This is a genomic window from uncultured Oribacterium sp., assembly GCF_902481605.1.
GTDB lineage: Bacteria > Bacillota > Clostridia > Lachnospirales > Lachnospiraceae > Oribacterium > Oribacterium sinus.
This window is the reverse complement of record NZ_CABSXI010000053.1, coordinates 1-14,740: the sequence shown is the minus strand read 5'-3', so window position 1 is coordinate 14,740 and position 14,740 is coordinate 1. Positions and strand designations below refer to the sequence as shown.

Annotated in this window: 11 protein-coding genes and 1 pseudogene; all 12 read left to right on the top strand. The window is 45.2% G+C overall.

Features of this window, described 5'->3' with window-relative positions:
• Positions 1–306 (top strand): annotated as a pseudogene (locus tag RDQ32_RS08635) (DeoR/GlpR transcriptional regulator); the annotation flags it as partial.
• A 252-nt stretch (positions 307–558) separates the two neighbouring features.
• Positions 559–1,401, top strand: coding sequence for a ketose-bisphosphate aldolase (locus RDQ32_RS08630; RefSeq protein WP_308580041.1), 843 nt, complete (start codon positions 559–561; stop codon positions 1,399–1,401).
• 19 nt (positions 1,402–1,420) lie between these two features.
• Positions 1,421–2,455, top strand: coding sequence for a 5-dehydro-2-deoxygluconokinase (gene iolC / locus RDQ32_RS08625; RefSeq protein ID WP_308580040.1), 1,035 nt, complete (start codon positions 1,421–1,423; stop codon positions 2,453–2,455).
• 9 nt (positions 2,456–2,464) lie between these two features.
• Positions 2,465–4,396 carry a 3D-(3,5/4)-trihydroxycyclohexane-1,2-dione acylhydrolase (decyclizing) gene (iolD, locus tag RDQ32_RS08620; protein ID WP_308580038.1) on the top strand — a complete coding sequence of 644 codons (1,932 nt, stop codon included), beginning with the start codon at positions 2,465–2,467 and terminating at the stop codon, positions 4,394–4,396.
• Between the two features lie 15 nt (positions 4,397–4,411).
• Positions 4,412–5,203, top strand: a complete 792-nt coding sequence (locus RDQ32_RS08615; protein WP_308580037.1) for a 5-deoxy-glucuronate isomerase — start codon at positions 4,412–4,414, stop codon at positions 5,201–5,203.
• Positions 5,204–5,286: 83 nt separating this feature from the next.
• A complete protein-coding gene (iolE, locus tag RDQ32_RS08610; protein ID WP_007157889.1) occupies positions 5,287–6,183 on the top strand; it encodes a myo-inosose-2 dehydratase in 897 nt (298 codons plus the stop codon).
• 177 nt (positions 6,184–6,360) lie between these two features.
• Positions 6,361–7,377: an inositol 2-dehydrogenase gene (gene iolG / locus RDQ32_RS08605; RefSeq protein ID WP_308580035.1), complete on the top strand. Its 1,017-nt coding sequence runs from the start codon at positions 6,361–6,363 to the stop codon at positions 7,375–7,377.
• Between the two features lie 98 nt (positions 7,378–7,475).
• The gene (locus RDQ32_RS08600) at positions 7,476–8,597 is read left to right on the top strand and encodes a sugar ABC transporter substrate-binding protein (RefSeq protein WP_308580033.1); all 1,122 of its coding nucleotides are present in this window, start codon (positions 7,476–7,478) and stop codon (positions 8,595–8,597) included.
• A gap of 205 nt (positions 8,598–8,802) precedes the next feature.
• On the top strand, positions 8,803–10,296 hold the full coding sequence (locus tag RDQ32_RS08595; protein WP_308580032.1) for a sugar ABC transporter ATP-binding protein: 1,494 nt from the start codon (positions 8,803–8,805) through the stop codon (positions 10,294–10,296).
• Between the two features lies 1 nt (position 10,297).
• Positions 10,298–11,272, top strand: a complete 975-nt coding sequence (locus RDQ32_RS08590) for an ABC transporter permease (protein ID WP_308580030.1) — start codon at positions 10,298–10,300, stop codon at positions 11,270–11,272.
• A gap of 175 nt (positions 11,273–11,447) precedes the next feature.
• Positions 11,448–12,467: a Gfo/Idh/MocA family oxidoreductase gene (locus tag RDQ32_RS08585; RefSeq protein ID WP_308580028.1), complete on the top strand. Its 1,020-nt coding sequence runs from the start codon at positions 11,448–11,450 to the stop codon at positions 12,465–12,467.
• A 305-nt stretch (positions 12,468–12,772) separates the two neighbouring features.
• Positions 12,773–14,359 (top strand): hypothetical protein, encoded by a 1,587-nt coding sequence (locus RDQ32_RS08580; RefSeq protein WP_308580027.1) that lies wholly within the window; start codon positions 12,773–12,775, stop codon positions 14,357–14,359.
• Positions 14,360–14,740: the final 381 nt, after the last annotated feature.

Genomic DNA, 14,740 nt, shown 5'->3' with positions numbered 1-14,740 from the left:
TTTGTAGGATTGGAAACGGTGGAACAGCTTCGGATTTACAATATCGATCAGGCCTTTATGGCTGCTACCGGAGTATCTTTGCAGAAGGGTATGACAAACGCCTCCGCGTATGAATACAACATTAAAAAAGAGGTTTTGGATCGCTCCAGAATCAAGAATCTGATGGTGGATCATTCGAAATTCGGGAAAACGGCTCTTTATACCTTTGGGGATTTTCAGGACTTTGACTGTCTGATTACAGATACCTGTCCACCGGAGGATTATGTGGAGATGCTGGGGAAAAATCATGTGAAGCTTCTTTATTAATTAGATTTTATCCAAAAGGGACTTTTCATTCTGCTTTTTACTTAAAAAAACAGGATGAGTAAGTCCCTTTTTATGTTAACTTATAAATTTTATGAAATCTCCAAAGCTTATCTGTTGAATTTTACAAAAACTTACCCATAAATAGGTAGAAATTAACCATAATTTGCAAATTGTATTGACATAAAAGCAATGAATTGATAATATTTTTCATAATTAATGAGAAAGTATTAGATAGTTAAGGGGGAAAATCAAATGCCACTGGTAAAGATGAGTAAGTTGCTGGAAAATGCAAGAAAAGAGAACAGAGCCTGTGCCTCCCTGAGTGTTTACAGTATGGAAAGTCTGATGGGAGTTATGGCCGCTGTTGAGGAACTAGAGATTCCTGTGATTTTGCAGCTGGCAGAGGCAAGATTCGGAACAGCACCGCTGGAACTGATGGGGCCCATGATGCTTTCAGCAGCGAAGAATTCTTCTATTGATATTGCAGTGCATTTGGATCACGGTTTGACCTTTGAAACTATTGAGAAGGCTCTTCAGATGGGATTCACTTCCGTCATGTATGACGGCTCTCTTCTTCCGATAGAGGAAAATATCGCTAATACCAAAAAAGTAATCGAAATGGCGAAAAAGTATGATGCGGATGTGGAAGCGGAACTTGGATTAGTAGGAAAGGGAGAAGGCGGCGGTGTGGATCATGGCGTGGCCTATACCAAGAAGGAAGATGCCCTTCGATTTTGTCAAGAGACGGGCGTTACAGCTTTAGCCATTGCCATTGGAAACAAGCACGGTAACTATGACGGGGAACCGAAGCTTCGGTTTGATATTTTAGAAGAAATTCATCAGGCATTGCCGGAACAATTTTTAGTACTTCACGGAGGCTCAGGGATTTCTGATGAAGACTTCCAAAGAGCCAGCCACCTGGGCATTCAGAAAATAAACATTGCAACAGCTCTGGCTGCGGCAGTGGTAAAGGCTTGTAAAGAATATTGTGAGGAGAATCCCAAGGGAGACTTCTATAAGATGAGTAAAAGAGCAGTTGAGGAAGTAGAAAAGACGGCACAACACCATATTCTGGTGTTTGCAGGAAAAGAATAGAATTTTCGGAGGAGAAAAAATGGAACTGTTTTCATTGGATCAGAGTAAAGAATTGGATATTATTTTTTTAGGAAGAGTAGCCATTGATTTTAATCCGGCATACTCCAAGGAAGTAAAGGAAGAGTTTAAGCCCTTGGAACAGGTGCATTTCTTTGAAATGTTTGTAGGAGGCAGTCCTGCAAACTCCGCTTTGGGAGTACAGAAGCATGGCTTAAAGGCAGGGTTTTTCTCCTGTGTATCCGATGACCAGTTTGGAGACTTCGTGATTAACTTCCTTTCCGAAAAGGGCGTGGATACCAGTCACATTGTTCGGGCACAGCAGGGAGAGAAGCTTGGACTTACCTTTACCGAGATGCGCTCCAAGTCGGAAAGCTCCATCCTGATGTATAGAAACCAGGCGGCGGATCTATCTCTTTCCGTAGAGCATATTGATGAGGAATATATCATGAAGGCAAAGGCGATTCTGATTTCCGGAACCGCGCTGGCGGAGAGCCCCTCCAGAGAGGCAGCCTTAAAGGCTGTGATGCTGGCAAAGAAAAATGGCGTAAAACTCATTTTCGATATCGACTACCGTGCCTATAACTGGAAGAATCAGGATGAAATCGGCATCTATTATGCACAGGTGGCGAAGGAAGCGGACTTGATTATCGGCTCTAGAGAGGAATTTGACTTAACAGAGCAGTTCATCAAAAAGGGCATGAGTGATGAGGAAAGTGCTAAATACTGGTTCTCTCAAAACGCCACGATTTTGGTTATCAAGCATGGTATGAAGGGCTCTACAGCCTATACCAAGGACGGAAAGGCCTATAGCATTAAGCCATTCCCGGTAGAGGCCAGAAAGGGCTTCGGCGGTGGAGATGGCTACAATGCAGCATTTTTATCTTCTTTATTTAAGGGAGAAGAGATGATTGTTTGTTTGGAAAACGGTTCTGCAGAGGCGGCAATGATGGTTCGCTCCAACAACTGTTCCGTGGATCTTCCTACAACTGAAGAGCTTCAGGCCTTCATTAAGGAAGAAAAAGAACAGTATGGAGAGATGATTGCCAGAGTATAGGAGTGAAAAATGGAGAAGACAATTCGTTTAACGGTGGCACAGGCCATTGTAAAGTTTTTGGATCAGCAGTATGTGTGCTTTGACGGAAAAGAGAGCAAGTTTGTAGAAGGCTTTTTCACCATCTTCGGTCACGGCATTGCTTTAGGAATCGGTCAGGCTTTGGACGAAAATCCCGGAAGCCTCCATGTAATGCAGGGAAGAAATGAGCAGGGAATGTGCCATGCGGCTATCGCCTTTGCTAAGCAGCATAATCGGAGAAAAATTATTCCTTGTACTTCTTCAGTAGGTCCCGGTTCTGCAAATATGCTGGTAGCAGCAGCTACAGCAACAGTGAACAATATTCCATTGTTACTTTTCCCAGCGGATACCTTCGCTTCCAGACAGCCGGATCCGGTTTTACAGCAGCTGGAGAACTTAGGCAGTCTTGCGGTAACCACCAATGACGCGTTTAAGCCACTTTGCAAATACTGGGACAGAATTACTAGACCGGAAATGATTATGTCCGCCCTGATTCAGGCCATGAGAGTCCTTACCGATCCTTCCGAGTGCGGAGCGGTGGCTATCGGTCTTTGCCAGGATGTGGAAGGAGAAGCCTACGACTATCCGGAGTATTTCTTCCAAAAGAGAGTACACAGAATCAGCAGAGTATCTGCGGCGAAGGAAGAAGTGCAGGATTTGGCAGATGCCATTTCTAAGAGCAAGAAACCTCTTATCGTTGTAGGAGGAGGCGTAAAGTACAGTGAGGCCGGAGAGGCTGTGGAAGCCTTCTGTAAGGAGTTCAATATTCCTTTCGGAGAGACCCAGGCCGGAAAGAGCGCTTGCCACTCCAGTGATCCGTATTGCTTAGGAGGAATCGGTGTTACCGGAACCTTGGCGGCAAATCGTATTGCCAAAGAAGCGGATACGGTGCTGGCTATCGGTTCTCGCCTGTCAGACTTTACCACCGGCTCCAAGTGGCTCTTCAGAGAAGAGGGAGTGCAGGTTCTTACTATTAACAACAACCGCTACCACGCCTATAAGATGGATGCCATCAAGGCGGTAGGAGATGCCAAGGCTACTTTGGAAGAACTGGCTAAGGCATTAAGAGAAAAGAATTATCGTTCCGCTTACAAGGGAGAAATCGAAAGCTGTAAGGCGGAATGGGATAAGGAATATAATCGTTTAGCTGAATATGCCTACAAGGAAGAGGGATTCGAGCCATTGGTACCGGAAAGAGACCCAAGAACCATTCCGGAGTTTGTGGAAAAGACTAAAGGCTATCTTACCCAGACCGCAGCAATTGCCGCTCTTCGGAGAAAGATGCCTGCAGACGGTATCGTAATCACAGCAGGAGGCTCCCTTCCCAGCTGTATGCAGAGGCTTTGGACAACAGATTCCCGCTACGCTTATCACGCAGAGTACGGCTACTCCTGCATGGGCTACGAAGTTGCTGCAACCCTTGGGGTAAAGATGGCAGAGCCGGAGAAGGAAGTTTATGCAGTGTTGGGAGACGGCTCCTTCCAGATGCTTCACTCCGAGATTATGACCATCGTGCAGGAAAAGAAGAAGGTAAACATCCTTGTCTTTGACAACTGCGGCTTCGGTTGCATCAACAATCTGGAGATGACCCACGGCGTAGGCAGTATTGCCACAGAGTTCCGTTATACCACAGGACAGAAGCCTGAGGGCGAGCTGATTCTTGTGGATTATGCCAAGGTGGGAGAGGGCTACGGCTTAAAGACCTATACCTGTAAGACTGTCCAGGAATTGGAAGAGGCCTTAGAGGATGCGAAGAAGCAGGATAGAACTTGTCTCTTTGACTTAAAGGTCATTCCAAAGACCATGACCAACGGCTATGAAGCTTGGTGGGATGTGGGAATGGCAGCAGTTTCCAAGAAGGAATCCGTGAAGGAAGCTTACGAAGAAGTGATTCGTCACAGAGAAGAGGCTAGAAAGTACTAAAGAAAGTCAGGGAATATGGAGAAAAAAGTATTTGGATATCCGGAGTTCAGTGCGGAGGGCGAGCAGATTCTTTGCACCTATGAAAATGAATACCGGGATATGCTGATGGACATCCGGGTATATCGGATGAAAAAGGGAGAGGAAAGACGTTTTTCCAAGGAAAAGGAAGAGTTTGCCGTATTGCTTCTCTCCGGAAAAATCAAGTTTGTCTATGAAGGAACGGAAAAAGAAGGAAGCCGTAAGGATGTCTTTACTGAAGGACCCTATGCAGTACATCTTTCCAAGGGAAAAGAGGTTTTGATTAGGGCTCTGGAGGATAGCGAAATTCTTGTACAGTGTACGGAAAATGAAAAGGATTTTCCCACAGAGTTTTATGAGCCAAAGGATGCGCCCTGGATTTACTCCGGCGCAAAGGGAAAGTTTGGCAATGTAGCCAACCGTCAGGTAAACACCATTTTCGACCATGAAATTGCCCCCCTTTCCAACATGGTTTTGGGAGAGGTCTTAAACGATAGAGGAAACTGGTCCGGCTACCTGCCCCATAGACACGATCAGCCGGAATGCTATTACTTCAAGTTTGACAGACCGGAAGGCTTTGGCGCCAGCTTCGTAGGAGACGAGGTATTCAAATCCGTAGACGGAAGCTTTTCCGCAATCCCCGGAGGATGCTTACATCCCCAGGCGGTAGCACCGGGATTTTTGATGTATACCTGCTGGATGATTCGGCATTTGCCGGGAAAGCCCTGGAACCAGACAGACCGTTGCGAGGATGAGCGCTACACCTGGCTACATGATGCAAAGTTTTAAGCAAGAGGAAGGAAACAGAAGCTCATTCTCTTGTAGAAAATAAAAGCAGCATTGCTGCGAGAGTTGAGAAAAAGGAGCAAACTATGTTAAACAAGGAAAAAATTTCTCTGGGCATTGCCCCCATCGGCTGGACCAATGATGATATGCCGGATTTGGGAAAGGAAAATACCTTTCAGCAGACCGTTTCCGAAATGGCTTTGGCAGGATTTTCCGGAACAGAGGTAGGAAGTCACTATCCTACAGATCCTGTAGAGCTGAAGAAGGCTTTGGACTTAAGAGGCTTAACCATCTGTAACCGTTGGTTCTCCTCCTTCCTGATTTCCAAGCCCTACGAGGAGACAGAAGAGGCTTTCCGTAAGGAGCTGGCATTCTTAAAGGCTGTTGGCGCAAAGAGAATCGGTGTTTCCGAGCAAAGCTACAGCACCCAGGGAAAGCTGGATCAGCCTATTTTGGAAGGCAAGTATGTGATGAATGATGAGGAGTGGAAGAAGCTTACCGAGGGCTTAAACAAGCTGGGTAAGATTGCCAAGGAAGAGGGCATGATTCTTACCTTCCACCACCACATGGGAACCGTAGTACAGACCGAGGAAGAAATCGACCGCTTTATGGCGGAAGTGGATCCCGAGTATGTGTTCCTGCTTTTCGACAGCGGACATTGCTCCTTTGCAGGAATTGACCCTGAGAAGGTTTTAAAGAAGTATATTTCCAGAGTTCGCCACATCCACTTAAAGGATTTAAGAAAGGCTGTGGTAGAGGAGTCCAGAAAGAATCATTGGAGCTTCTTAAAGAGCGTAAGAGAAGGATGCTTTACCGTTCCCGGTGACGGAGATGTGGACTTTGCTCCATTGTTCAAGATTATCGAAGAATCCGGCTATGAAGGTTGGGTACTGGTAGAGGCTGAGCAGGATCCTGCAAAGGCAAATCCGTTAGAGTACGCTATCAAGGCCAGAAAGTACATTCACGAGAAGACCGGACTATAAGTCGGGAACAAGATAGTTCATCACTTCATCAGAATCTTGCAGAAAAAAGCTATAGAACATTTGGCGGAACAAGCTTGTCGAAGTAAATCTATAGAGAAAAATGTAAAGCAGTAAAACACAAAAGAAGTAAAAAGCTCCGAAGAAGGATAGCGGAGTAAAAATACAAAAGGAGGAATTATGGGAAAAACAGTAAAAATGGGACTTTTGGGAATGGGCAGAATCGGAAAGCTTCATGCCATGAACATCCAAAACAGTCTTCCTAACGCAGAAATCATTGTTGCAGTAGACCCCTTCTTAAATGAAGAGATGGAAGCCTGGGCTAAGGGTATCGGCATCACAAACTGCAGCAAGGATCCTAAGGATGTTTTTGAAAACAAAGAAGTAGAGGCAGTTTTGATTTGTTCTTCCACAGACACCCACGCGGATTTCATTATTCAGTCCGCAAGAGCAGGAAAGCAGATTTTCTGTGAGAAGCCAATCCACACCGACTTGGATAAGATTAAGGAAGCTTTGGCGGAAGTAGAAAAGGCAGGGGTAAAATTACAGCTTGGATTCGTTCGTCGTTTCGATCGTTCTCACAAGAAGGTAAGAGATGTGGTGGCATCCGGCCAGTTAGGAAAGCCTTATGTAGTAAAGGTTTGCTCCAGAGACCCTGAAGCACCACCTATGTCCTATGTAGCTGTATCCGGCGGAATCTTTATGGATATGATGATTCATGACTTTGACATGGTTCGTTACCTTGCAGGCTCCGATATTACCGAGGTAAACACAGTAGGCGCTTGCCTGGTAAATCCTGACTTTGCAAAGTATGACGATGTGGATACCGCTATCGTAACCTTGAAGTTTGCCAACGGTGCCATCGGCGTAATCGACAACTGTCGTCAGGCGCCCTACGGTTATGACCAGAGAGTGGAAGTACATTGCGAAAAGGGCTGTGTACAGGACAACAACAATCTGGAAAATGAAGCTTATATCAGCACTGCATCCGGTGTGGAGGGAGCAAAGCCCACATGGTTCTTCTTAGAGAGATATAACGATGCCTTTATTGCGGAAATGGAGGACTTCGTAGATGCAGTATTAGAGGGCAAGGAAGTGCCTGTAGGCGGTAAGGACGGTTTGGAATCCGTACGCGTGGCTATGGCAGCAAGAAAGTCTCTGTTAGAGAAGCGCCCTGTACAACTTAGTGAAATCTAAGAGCGGAATTCTTCTATATAGAAGAGAAAAGTTCTTGATCGATAAAATAACCCGTTCCAAGAGGAACAAAAATCCATTTTATAAGAGAGGTAATCAAAATGTTTAAAAAAGCACTTGTAGTTTTAATGGCAGCATCTGCTCTTTCCTTCGCTCTTACAGGATGTGACAAGACTGAGACCAAGACAGAAAATGCAGGAACCGAGGCAAAGTCCGAAGAGGCTAAGTCCGGAGAGGCTAAGTCCGAGGAAGCTAAGGAAGAGAAGAAAGAGGAGAAGGCTGAGGCTAAGTCCGATTCTTCCGAGGATCCCTTGGCAGGAGCAAGCTTCGAAGGAGATTACAAGATTGACGTAATCTTAAAGACCACCTCCTCCGAGTACTGGAGCTATGTGGTAGCAGGAGCAAAGGCATTTGAGAAGGATCACCCAAACGTTAAGGTTGAGGTTAAGGGTGCAAGCTCCGAGACTGCTTATGACGAGCAGCAGAACATGATCGAGACCGACTTAAACTCCGGAAGCTATGACGGATATGTTATCGCTCCATTACAGGCTGACCTGGTTAAGACTCTTATCGCAGGACAGACCAAGCCAATCGTAGCAGTAGATACCAATATCGATGCTAAGGAAGTATTATCCTTCGTAGGAACTGCAAATGACACTGCGGCAAAGGAAGGCGGAAAGGCTGCTGTTGAGGAAGCAAAGAAGAGAGGCTGGACAGAGATTAAGGCCATCTCCATTTCCGGAGTACAGGGAGACGGAACAGCAACTGCAAGACTGAAGGGATATCAGGAAGGTATCAATGAAGCAGGCGGAGAGTTCTTGGAGAAGGAAATCCAGTATGCTGACGCAGTAGCAGATAAGGCTGTAACTTCTATGGAAGCTATTATGCAGAACCACCCGGAAGGAATCGCTATCATCGCTTGTAACAATGACGATATGGCTATCGCAGCAGCAAGAGCAGCTAAGGGTAACGAAGCATACAAGAATACCATTTTCATGGGCTTCGACGGCATCAAGTCCGCATGTGAAGCTATCCTTGACGGAACAGAGTCTATGTCCGTTGCACAGGAAGCTTATGACATGGGATACAAGTCTGTAGCGGCAACTGTAGCAAAGTTAAACGGAACAGAGCTTCCAGAGTTCATCAACTCCGGCGTATCCGTAATCACAAAGGACAACGCGCAGAAGAGACTCGATGACCTGAACTCTTACTTAGGAAAGTAATCATAGCTTTGAAAATCAAATCAGCCGGAAGATAGCGGATGCTTCCGAGCAAAATGAAGTGAATCTAAGCACAACAAAGGGATGTTTCTCCTCATAAGAAAACATCCCTTTTCTTGAAAGAAGATAAAAAAGAAATTTTTTTCAAAGACATTTTTGTGAAAATCATAACAGGCACTATACACAAGAGTAAAATAAAGGGGAAAGCATGAAGGAAAGTATTGTACAACTGAAGGATGTACGCAAGACCTTCCCCGGTGTGGTTGCGCTAAGCAAGATGCAGTTAGATGTACGTAAAGGCGAGATTTTAGGATTGATCGGAGAGAATGGAGCAGGAAAGTCTACGCTGATTAAAGTATTAACTGGGGTATACCATCCGGATGAGGGGCAGATCATCGTAGAAGGACAGGAAAGACAATTTAAAACTCCACAGCAGGCCATTTCTGCGGGAATATCCTGCGTGTATCAAGAACTGAATATTGAGAAGTTGCTTTCGGTAACCGACAATATGTTTATCAACAAGTGGATTCACAAAGGGCCATTACTGGACTATGGAAAAATGCACCAGATAGCTCAGGACATGATGAAGAAGTTGGGATTGGATGTGGATGTGCGGAAGCCGGCAGGACACTACGGCATGGGTGTACAGCAGATGATTGAAATCTCCAAGGCCCTTCTGGCCAATGCCAAGTGCATCATCATGGATGAGCCTACCTCTTCCTTATCGGAAAAAGAGGTAGAAGAGCTTTTGAAAATCTGTAGAGATTTACGGGCGCAGGGGATTGGCATTATCTTCGTGTCCCATAAGCTGGAGGAGTTATTCCAGCTCTGCGACCGGATTACCGTTATCCGTGACGGAGAATACATTGATACCAAGGACGTGGCGGATTGGGACAATGACAGCCTTATTAAGGCCATGGTAGGCCGCTCTCTGGATAACCAATTCCCGAAGGAGGCAGGCGTGCGTTCCGAAAAGCCCTTATTGGAAGTAAAGAATCTTCACCGCAAGGGCGTGCTTCACAATGTATCCTTTAAGGCTTACGGCGGAGAAGTACTGGGATTTTCCGGACTGGTAGGTGCGGGAAGGACGGAAACTATGAGAGCCATCTTCGGAGCGGATCCCATTGACGGAGGAGAAATCTATATCCGTGGAGAGAAGGTGGATATTAAGAATCCCAAAGATGCTATCCGGGCAAAAGTTGCTTTCCTGACCGAGGACCGGAAGGGACAGGGACTGATTTTAAATGAGTCCATTCAGAACAATCTGATTTTAGCAAATTTGAAGGGCTATCAGAAGGGCTTGTTCTTAAGTCAGAAGGATATGGATAGCATGGGTGAGGGCAGAATTCAGGAGCTAAGCATTAAGTGCCCAAGCCAAGAAGAAAGAGTAGGACAGCTTTCCGGTGGAAACCAGCAGAAGGTGGTTATCGGAAAGTGGTTAAATACCAATGCGGACATCTATATCCTGGATGAACCTACCAGAGGAATCGACGTAGGGGCCAAGGTTGAGGTGTATCAGGTGATTAACCGTTTGGTAAAAGAGGGAAAATGTGTCATCATGGTGTCTTCCGAAATGCCGGAAATCCTGGGAATGAGTGACAGGGTACTGGTAATGCGCGAAGGAAGAATCACCGGAGAAATGTCAAGAAGTACAGATGCTTTCAATCAGGAATCCGTGATGAAAGCAGCTTGGGAGGTATAAGATGCAAAAATCAAAATTAGGAAATTTAAGTAATTATATTGGAACATTTGCGGCACTGATCATTCTGTGTATCGCATTGGCATTGGCTTCTCCCAACTTCTTGGATAAGGCGAATTTAATGTCCATCTTAAAGCAGACCTCTTTTAACGCCCTGCTTTCCACCGGAATGTTGCTTACCCTGATTACCGCAGGAATCGACCTTTCTGTAGGCGCTACGGCAACCTTCGGAGCCTGCGTAGCAGGAGCTATGGTAAGAATGGGAGTGACCAATCCGGTATTCTTGTTCTTGGCTGTGTTAGTAGTAGGCGGTGTTGTGGGACTGATTAACGGTCTTCTTCTTACCCGTCTTCACCTGCCTCACCCCTTCGTATCAACCCTTGGTATGAAGAACGTGCTTTGGGGAGCAGCTTTAATTATCACTTCCTCTCAGATGATCAGCTTCTCCAACACCGGAGCAGAAGGTATCATGGTACTGGGAAGTGCCACCATCTTAGGGGGATTTCCCATCAGCTTCGTAGTGGTAATTTTGATTTACATTCTTATGCATATCCTTCTGACAAAAACTGCCTTGGGTCGTTCCATCTACTGTGCCGGAGGAAATATGGAGGCTACCCGTCTTTCCGGAATCAATGCGGACAATGTATTAACCTTCTGCTATGTGCTTTCCGGCTTTATGGCAGGCTTTGCAGGGATCGTATCCATCGGTCGTTCCGGAATCTCCAACGGTGCAAATGCTATCCAGCCTTACGATACCGATGCTATCGCAGCCTGCATTATCGGCGGAGCTTCCTTTATGGGAGGAAAGGGAACCATGGTAGGAACCATGCTGGGCGCATTAATCATTGCGGTACTCAGAAATGGATTCACCCTGCTTTCCGTACCCTCCGCTTGGCAGAACCTGGTGCTTGGTTTGGTAATCATCGGAGCCGTACTTCTTGACGTAACAAGAGAGAGAATGCAGAAGAAAAAGAAATAAGACAAATTTCTATCAGGTCTATTCCATCGAAAATTGAATAGCTGAAAAATGAATCTAAAGCGGATTTGTTCCTAAAAAAATGTGGGCAAGAATAACTCCACTGTTAGTGAACAAATCCGTGATTTTTTTATGGAAACAATACAAAATAGAAAACATACAACAATAGGAGAAAAATATGAGCGAGATTAAAGTGGGCATCGTAGGACTGGGACGCTTAGGAAAGGTACACGCAAGAAACATTGCCTTTAAAATTCCCGGAGCAAAGCTGGTGGCTGCCTGCTCCATTATGGAAGCGGAATTACAGTATGCAAAGGAAGAATTGAAGGTTTCAGAAACTTTTACTTCTTATGAAGAGATGCTGGACAAGGCAGATTTAGATGCGGTAGCTATCGTAAGCTCCAGCCCCTGTCACTGTGATCAGATTGAAAAGGCTCTAGCTAAAGGCTTCCATGTCTTTACGGAAAAACCTCTTGGAGTAGATGTGGAAGAATGTAAGAAGGCGGAGAAGGCAGTGGAGGCCCATCCCGACCAGGTATTCTTCTTGGGATTTATGCGCCGTTTTGATCCCTCTTACAGTTACGCGAAGAAAAAGATTGAAGAGGGTGCTATCGGAACTCCCTATATGGTAAAGGCAACAGGAATCGATCCGGAGGCGGCTGTAGAGGGTGCTATCAAGTTTGCCCCAACCAGCGGAGGCCTATTTATCGATATGGCTAGCCATGATGTGGATTTGATTCGTTGGTTCTTAGGAAGTGAAGTGAAGGAAGTATATGCTCTGGGAGCAAATTTCAAGCATCCGGAATTTTTATCCTGCAATGATACAGAAACCGGTGCGGCATTGTTCCAGCTGGAAAATGGAGGAATTGCGGAGCTTCATGTGGGAAGAACCGCAGCTCACGGCTATCATATTGAAACAGAGATTGTGGGAACGGAAGGCAGCATCAGGATCAGTCCCGTGCCGGAGAAGAATCTGGCCATCCTTTATGACCGTTATGGAGCAAGACAGGAATGTGTGGAAAGCTTCCCGGAAAGATTCGATGAGGCATATCTTTTAGAAATGCAGGAATTTATTCAGTGTATTATCGAAAAGAAAAAGCCTAATCTTTCCGTATATGACGGAACCCGGGCAACAGAAATCTGCTTCGCCATGAAGAAGTCCTTTGAAGAAGAGAGACTGGTTAAGCTGGGAGAGTAAAAATCATTAGAACCCCATAACGATACTTAGCTACAAATAGTATTATGGAAAATCCCATACAACAGGGGCATACGGCTATAAAACAAAAGAATTGATTAGGAAAGTATTAAGAATTAGCTTAAGAACTTCGTAAGCATTTGTTTTTCCTTTGTAATAGACAAAGAGGAAAACATCGTTTATAGTGGGACAGGTAACGGGGCGAGCCCTAAAAATAAAGAAAAATTAGAATTTCTTTAGAAAAACTCTTGAATGGAAGAGAATTAAGGGTTATAATCGTCACGCAACTTGGATTATTATTTCCATGAATGAAAAAGGAGAGTGCATTAATTATGAGAAAGCAAACAAAATTGGTTGCAGCTTTATCTGCAACAGCTTTACTTGCTATTGGAGCTTCTGCAGTAACTTTTGCTGCAGGCTGGAACAATTCCACAGGTGAGTGGCAGTACCTTGACAACGAGGGAAATGCTGTTGCTGATGCTTGGAGAAAGTCCGGAGACTACTGGTTCTACCTTGGATCCGATGGAAACATGGCTAAGAACGAAGTTGTTCAGAACAACGATGATTACTATTTCGTAAACGGCGACGGTGCTATGGTTACTAACCAGTGGGTATCCTTCGACGAGTCCACAGAGGACGGAAACGATAAGAGATGGATGTACTTCGGTGCAGACGGTAAGGCTTACAGAGATAAGAATGACAAGCTCACTATTTCTGATATCCATACTATCAACGGCAAGAAGTATCTTTTCGACCAGGAAGGTAAGATGCTTTACGGTTGGTTAGGCGATGAGTCTGCTCTTGTAAGCGGAGATGACGCTTGGACAACTGCTAAGTACTACTACGGTGGATTTGATGACGGTTCTGCTCAGCACGGTTGGGTACAGTTAACTGTAAACGACAACGGTGAGGACAGCACTGCTTGGTTCTACTTTGATGACAACGGTAAGATTTCTCGTGACAAGAAGAAGACCATCAACGGACAGACATACTACTTCGATGAGAAGGGTCGTATGATCGAGGATTGGTCCACAGCAACAAAGCTTTCCGGAAGCTCTTTCAGCGCTAAGCCAATGACATCTGACAGCGTTGTTTATGTAAACGGCGATGGCGGTGCTAGAAAGAACCAGTGGATTTGGGCTGTTCCGGCTGAGTCCTATATTCAGAAGGATTATGAGAACGATTCCGCTTCTTGGTGGTATGCAGATAACAGCGGTAAGATCGTTAAGAATAAGGTTAAGAAGATTAAGGGTAAGGTATATGCCTTCGATGAGTTTGGCCGTATGGTTTCCGGCTTAGTAAGTTCTCCTAACGGACGTGACAACTTCGACGCTGCATCCGGTGTAGGCGACAATGATTATCAGGATCTTGCTGGTACACAGTACGCAGGACTTACTATTCCCGGTAAGGTATACTACTTCTCCGGTGATGGTGAGAAGGACGGTTCCAGAAAGACCGGATACCAGAAGGTAGATTTCGATGATGATACATACGAGATGTACTTCAACAACAGCGGTGAGGCTGCAAATGATTATGTAGCTAAGATTAAGAAGTACGCTAAGAACGGTGTAGTTCTTAAGGCTAACAACGATGATTCCAACTATGCTGGAATTGAAGTTCAGTCCGCTAACGTTAAGAAGTTAGCAGCTACAAGCACTGGCGTTAACTACTTCAACACTTCTTCTACAGGTTCTCTTGTAGGACAGGTATTGGTTAACACTGCTGGTTCTGTACAGGCTAGCAAGACTAACTTAAAGGACAGCAATGATATCTACTATGCTACTGACAAGAACGGTGTAGTTCTTTACAATGGTGAGAAGAAGCTTTACACTGTTTCTAGCACAGATCATCCAAATGCTGTTACAGTAGGAGCAAAGACATACTACACAGAGTAATTTGTGTTGATAAAAAAAGAACCCTTCGGGGTTCTTTTTTTTATCTAAAAATCGAGTTATAGGACAAAACGTGTTGATGAAAACCGCTCTACACCCTTATAAATCAAGGCTGTAGGGCGGTTCAATCTTTTTTAACTACTTGAAAATGGATAATAGCAAGGGGGACTGCATATATGCGGAGCTTCGGAGACTAGAACCTTTTAACTATGCTCCTGCTAAGCTTGGCTGGCTAGCGGTACTAAACGCAAGGGAATTGCATATATAGGGAGCTTCGGAGCACTAGCTACCCTTTAGCCACAAGGCACGCTCCCGCTAAGTTCGCCCCGGCTAGCGGTACTAAACGCAAGCTTCGCTTCGCTCGCTTTTGTTAAGTACCGAGGG

Coding starts and splice junctions, on each gene's coding strand:
- RDQ32_RS08590 (WP_308580030.1), top strand. CDS start 10,298: ATGCAAAAATCAAAATTAGGAAATTTAAGTAATTATATTGGAACATTT.
- RDQ32_RS08615 (WP_308580037.1), top strand. CDS start 4,412: ATGGAGAAAAAAGTATTTGGATATCCGGAGTTCAGTGCGGAGGGCGAG.
- RDQ32_RS08580 (WP_308580027.1), top strand. CDS start 12,773: ATGAAAAAGGAGAGTGCATTAATTATGAGAAAGCAAACAAAATTGGTT.
- RDQ32_RS08600 (WP_308580033.1), top strand. CDS start 7,476: ATGTTTAAAAAAGCACTTGTAGTTTTAATGGCAGCATCTGCTCTTTCC.
- iolC (WP_308580040.1), top strand. CDS start 1,421: ATGGAACTGTTTTCATTGGATCAGAGTAAAGAATTGGATATTATTTTT.
- iolE (WP_007157889.1), top strand. CDS start 5,287: ATGTTAAACAAGGAAAAAATTTCTCTGGGCATTGCCCCCATCGGCTGG.
- iolG (WP_308580035.1), top strand. CDS start 6,361: ATGGGAAAAACAGTAAAAATGGGACTTTTGGGAATGGGCAGAATCGGA.
- RDQ32_RS08595 (WP_308580032.1), top strand. CDS start 8,803: ATGAAGGAAAGTATTGTACAACTGAAGGATGTACGCAAGACCTTCCCC.
- RDQ32_RS08630 (WP_308580041.1), top strand. CDS start 559: ATGCCACTGGTAAAGATGAGTAAGTTGCTGGAAAATGCAAGAAAAGAG.
- RDQ32_RS08585 (WP_308580028.1), top strand. CDS start 11,448: ATGAGCGAGATTAAAGTGGGCATCGTAGGACTGGGACGCTTAGGAAAG.
- iolD (WP_308580038.1), top strand. CDS start 2,465: ATGGAGAAGACAATTCGTTTAACGGTGGCACAGGCCATTGTAAAGTTT.